This is a genomic window from Bacteroidales bacterium (assembly GCA_018334875.1).
GTDB lineage: Bacteria > Bacteroidota > Bacteroidia > Bacteroidales > UBA12077 > JAGXLC01.
Genome location: JAGXLC010000065.1, coordinates 12863 through 18151, shown reverse-complemented (window position 1 = coordinate 18151; position 5289 = coordinate 12863). Strand labels below are relative to the sequence as shown.

General features: G+C 42.6%; 5 protein-coding genes. All 5 read right to left on the bottom strand.

The features are described from left to right. A partial coding sequence (locus KGY70_07730; GenBank protein MBS3775059.1) for a Dabb family protein occupies positions 1-399 on the bottom strand: 399 nt, incomplete at its 3' end. Between the two features lie 132 nt (positions 400-531). Further along, positions 532-3306 carry a S9 family peptidase gene (locus KGY70_07725; protein ID MBS3775058.1) on the bottom strand — a complete coding sequence of 925 codons (2775 nt, stop codon included), beginning with the start codon at positions 3304-3306 and terminating at the stop codon, positions 532-534. A gap of 144 nt (positions 3307-3450) precedes the next feature. Next, positions 3451-4167, bottom strand: coding sequence for a hypothetical protein (locus KGY70_07720; GenBank protein MBS3775057.1), 717 nt, complete (start codon positions 4165-4167; stop codon positions 3451-3453). Between the two features lie 160 nt (positions 4168-4327). After that, a complete protein-coding gene (locus KGY70_07715) occupies positions 4328-4945 on the bottom strand; it encodes a polysaccharide deacetylase family protein (GenBank protein ID MBS3775056.1) in 618 nt (205 codons plus the stop codon). Then, on the bottom strand, positions 4942-5289 hold a 348-nt coding region (locus KGY70_07710), incomplete at its 5' end, for a hypothetical protein (GenBank protein MBS3775055.1). The genes KGY70_07710 and KGY70_07715, both read right to left, overlap by 4 nt.

The window sequence follows — 5289 nt, the reverse complement described above, 5'->3', positions numbered from 1 at the left end:
CATTACAGCATCATATACTTGCACTTTCTTCCAGAGGTGCTGGTATTCATCAATGAATTCCTGATGAATGGGATGTTCCTGGTAGATGTCATGGCTTTCCTTATCCTCAAAAAACACCATATAAGAATAGGTATAGGAACCATCTACCACATCCCTGTGGGCTGTAGCGGCAGGTTCACCAACATGATACGACTTGATCTGGGGTACTTCCAGCAATTCTTCGATGCCTTTTTCGAATTCGGCTCTGTCATCCGGATCATCAGGATTGTTAAGCCAGAAAAATACGTGATGAACAAATGGCTGTTCACAGGATTTGTTGGTTTGATCGTTCTGGCATGAAGTGAAAAGACTTATCACCATAACCAAAAGCAAAGCGGAATAAAAGTTTTTGTGGATCATTGTTTATAGTTTTTGTTTGTTCAACAGAGTTACTAAAATAATCATTTCCGGGAACATTTCAAAAGAAAATCACGGAGGAACACGGAGGACTTTATGGGCAGCCTATAATTAGTCCTTTTTATTTTCAATAAGCTAGTATCCCATATTCCGGCCTTTTTCAACTGCCGGTATGCCTTCTTTCATCCATTCAGGCATGGGCTTTTCTTTCAGGTAATGCTCGAAGAACTGTGACATGCGAATCTGGAAGTCATATTTATCACGGATTTTCGTTGGCCAGTGGTCGGCTTCGTTGTAATTGAGCAACCATGCAGGCTTACGCAATCTGCGCATCGCAATAAACAATTCAACTCCCTGGCTGAAGGGTACAGCCCCATCATCTTCGTTGTGCATGATTAGCATAGGGGTACTGATTTTATCCGCCCAAAACAGGGGTGAATTTTCCAGGTATCTATGGGGCGCTTCCCAGATGGATTTGCCAATCCGGCTCTGTGTCTGCTCATATTGGAAAGATCGGTTAAGTCCTGAATTTTCCCTGATTCCTCCGTAAGCGCTGAACATGTTCACCACCGGTGCACCGGATTCTATTGCAGCAAACATATCGGTGCGGGTAGCCAGATAGGCTACCTGGTATCCGCCCCAGCTATGGCCTTGTGCAGCAATATGATCTTCATCGATGAAGCCTTTAGATATGAGTTGTGTAATGCCTGTCATCACGCAGTTAAAGGCATCCTCACCCGGATACCCGGTTCCGTAATAAACGTCCGGATTGAAAATGATATAATCATTGCTGGTGTAGTAGTGATAATCGATTGTTGAACGATGCACTTCCGGTGTGCGATGATTGTAAAGCCCTTGTGAGCTTTTCTCGTAAAAGTTGACAATCAGGGGATATTTTTTGTCGGGATCAAAATCCTCAGGTTTCACCAGTAATCCTTCCAGCTTTCTTCCGTCTGCGGATATCCAGTTGTACAGTTCGATGGTTCCCCATTTAAATTCTTCCTGCTGCGGATTGGCATTGCTTATCCGTGCAGATTTCCTGAAATTTTTGGTAATCTGCAGATCGGGAAACTGCTGGAATGTTTCCTGTGTATATACATAAACATCTTTATCTTTGGCCTTAACAGGATTGTTAAGGCTATATTTTCCGCCAAGCAGTTGTTTCGGTTCACCCGGACTTTTTAGTTTCAGCTCATAATATCCTTCTCCCCGGGTTTCTATATTATGTCCATGCAGGTGATAGGTCTCTGACTCCTCCAGACCTTTTTTCTTTTCGTCTTCCGTCCTGTAATCTATCAGGCGGTATTTCGTTTTTGTTTTTCTTCCATTTTCTGTCAGGTTTACCGGTTCTTCCCTGTTCTCAGGGTCCACTTTCCAGATGTCGAAACGGTCATATACCAGCAGGGCTTTGTCGTCTTCCAGCCAGTCCGGTGTTCCGTAAGGCCGTGGTGGGTGGGGGCGGTCATTGAGTTCATTGGCAACCTGTATATTTTCCGGCTCTGTGACGGTGAATTCTTCGCCGGAAGCAATGTTGTACGTAACCCAGGTGGTATCCAATGCATTGTACCAGTAAACGTATTCTCCATTGGGTGATACATCTGGCGTTGCGCGGCAATCTTTTTTGAACATTTCAGCTTTTCCGGTTTGCATGTCCACCAGGTAAAAATCGTTGTGATAAGGATAGCCCTCCCACATTCTTCTTACAGCATATGGTAAGTATGACCATGCCAGTGCTTTCTCAGCATCGCCATCGTCAATTAATTTTATGCCTGTAAAGTCTTCATTTTCCAGTTGCACCATTTTGTCCTGATCAAGGTGATATACTGCCACATAGCTTTTTTTTAGGTTTTCTTCCCTGTTATTGAGTTGTCGACTATGCAGGACAGGTTCATCCCAGTGCCATACATCCACTACGGGTATTTCATCTTCCGGCTTAGTGGTGTCTTTTTCCGGTAGCTCGGGCGCTGTGCCGAAGAATAAGCGTTCTTTGGATTGAGAAAAGCGGAGCGCTCCGTGCTCACTTATTTTCCAGTCCTCTGGCAAAGCCGCGTTATTGTTGTTTACGAGTTCACCTGCATTGCCTTGTCCGTCCCATAGATACAGTGCAAAATCCTTTTCTTCTTTTGTGGTTGTGCTGTCTGATAAAAAAGCAATAAGAGAACCATCTTCGCTGATGTTTAACTGCTTGTGTTTTGTATCCCCCTGCATTACAGGTGTCAAATTCTTTTCGGCGAGGTCATATTGATATACGCCGGCTTTAAAGTCTTCATTACCCGTGGAAACAAATGCGATAACTTCTTTCTCCTCAGCAAAAAGATAATCTGTAACGCAGGGAAACTGAACAGTTTCTCCCGGTAGTTTTTTAATATGCAGCGGGTACCCGTTTTCGGATGATGCTTCCTTCCCGTGTTTATTTTCCACAGTAGTATCCTTTTCTTCTTCCGGCTTGGTTTGATAGGCAGCCCAACCACTCCATTTTTCAGGAATTTTAAAAGATTTCAGATTATCAATGGTTTCTTTTTCACCGGATTGTATATTCAGGATAAGCAACTGATCCTCCGGCATGTCTTCTTCATTTATATTTTGTAGTTTCAACTGTCGTATCGTATCTTCCAGCGGCTTGATCCTGGAAAGAAGAAACCGGGAATCTTCAGTTATCCGGATATCCGAGCCACCCGTTTGTGTAAATACCGGTGAACCGTCATTTTCAATCAGTTTAAGAACAGGGTCTCCTTTCCAGGGCTCCAGTTTATAGGCAACCAGACTGCCGTCATTTGAAATCGTTTTTTCGGTTATCCGGTTCCATTTCAGAATATCGTCAAATGTGAGGGCTTTTTTATCCTGGGCATCAGCCGTAATGGCTAACCACATCAGGATTGAAAGAATGGTGATTTGTTTTAGGTACTTCATAAGATGCATTTATTTTTAGTGATTATTTTTTAAAAGGTGGCATAATAAGCGTCTAATTTGGACAAGCCAAAACCAAACAGGATGCTTTCAAGGAATTGAATGTGTTTCCGTTTTGGCTTGTCCAAATTAGGTAGCAGTAAATACTTATTCGTCCTTTGAGCGTTCTCCTTCCTGTGACGAACTGCCGGCATTGATGCTGTGAACAACTTTTGCGAAAACAAAGAAGTCTCTTTTGTCGGGCTCTTCCTGGTAAAAGATTGCACCGATCTTACAGATCAACATTACTTCTTTAAAAATGGTCTGTAATTCCTGGTGGGCAGATTTGGGAGGTTGATGCCACTCTTTTTTGAGTTGCCTCTGAATCTGGTTTGCCTGCTGGAAAATTCCGGCATGCTCCATGATTCTGTCTATAAGTGGCGGATTGGTACCCTGGCCGGTTATCAGCCTTCTAAGTCCGCGGGTCATTCCGGATTTAAAGGAAAACAGCAAATTTATAAGGCTTTCCTGATCATGACTTATCACATCGTCGATATACAGGTCGAATCCAAGATAATGCAAAATTGCATCTGCTTCTTCCATACTGAAATTGTCCTTAATCTCTCTCATAATAAAGGCCAGGTCTCTCCTGGTTGTAGGCCTGATCTCTATAATTCGTTCGTTAGCTGCACGCAGGTCGGCAGGGTAGGTAACCCCCAGATGGTTTTTCATGGCCTTGTCAATGCGTTCGTTGAGGGAATCTGCATATTTGCGGGTCCAGTCGGTACGGATGTAGGAAAGATCGTCAACATATTTCCTGAAAATTTGGGCAATCATTCCAGCCGCCAAAAGCATATCGATGTGTTCGTAATTGTATTTTGCCATTAACAAAAGCTTATAAGGGAGATTGTAACCAAAAAATATGTTTCCAAATTATTGAAAAAGATTTAGGTTTACAATATAAGAAAAATTTGGATACTTTAAGCAGAAAAATCTGTTTATTTGTTTTATCTGTTCAGGCTGAGAAGAAGTTTACGATATAAACTTAATCACGCCTTGAATCAGGTATCAGCGGGAAAATATAGCCTTCTTCCTGAAAATGCTTCAAAAACTGCGGTAAGACTTTTTTTATATTTGCTTCCGCCTTTTCGGAATCATGAAACACCACGATAGAACCCGGTCCAACTGAATTTAAAAGATGTTGTAGTATGGAACGGGATGAACAGCGGCGATTATAATCCCCGCTCAATACATCCCACATAATAATTTGGTAACTCTTGCTCAGATGTTTGATCTGGGATATCCGAAAAGAACCATGTGGAAACCTGAACAAGTGGGAATCAATCAGGCGGGCTGCATGGTTTACATCTTCAAAATACTGCCTGTTCCTGGTAAAAATTCCTTTTAAATGGCTGTATGTATGATTGCCTGCAGCATGGCCTCTTTTAAGGATCTTTTCATACTGTAAAGGGAACTGTTCTACCTGGCGCCCCAGACAAAAAAATGTGGCGCGGGCATTATACTGTTCCAGCAGATGCAGTATCCACGGGGTAATTTTTGAGGTTGGCCCATCATCGAAGGTCAGATAGATATTTTTCTCCTTTGTATCATAATACCAGGTTACCTGCCGGATACCCTTTGCTGCCAGTCTGTAATAATTCAACGTTGCCGGTTTAACAGTTGCTGATTCTGCTGTAAAAATTTCATATACCGATCAAAGTCATTCAGAATATCCTTGCTTAGCTCTTTATCTCCTTGCGATTCGGTAATATCCGACAGCCTTTTCAGGGATGTCATGGTACGCCTGATATCATCGGGGAACTGTCCCGACAATTCTCCCAGGTTTACATAGTAGTTCATCTTCTGGTTCAGGTTTTCTCGTAAAATTCCCAGGTGTTTACGGGCTTCCTCTTTTTCTCCTATCCTGTAATAATTCCGGATGAAAGAATTAGTAAAGAAGCCGTAGGGCACATTATCGTCTGATATTTTTTCCATACAAAGGTCCAT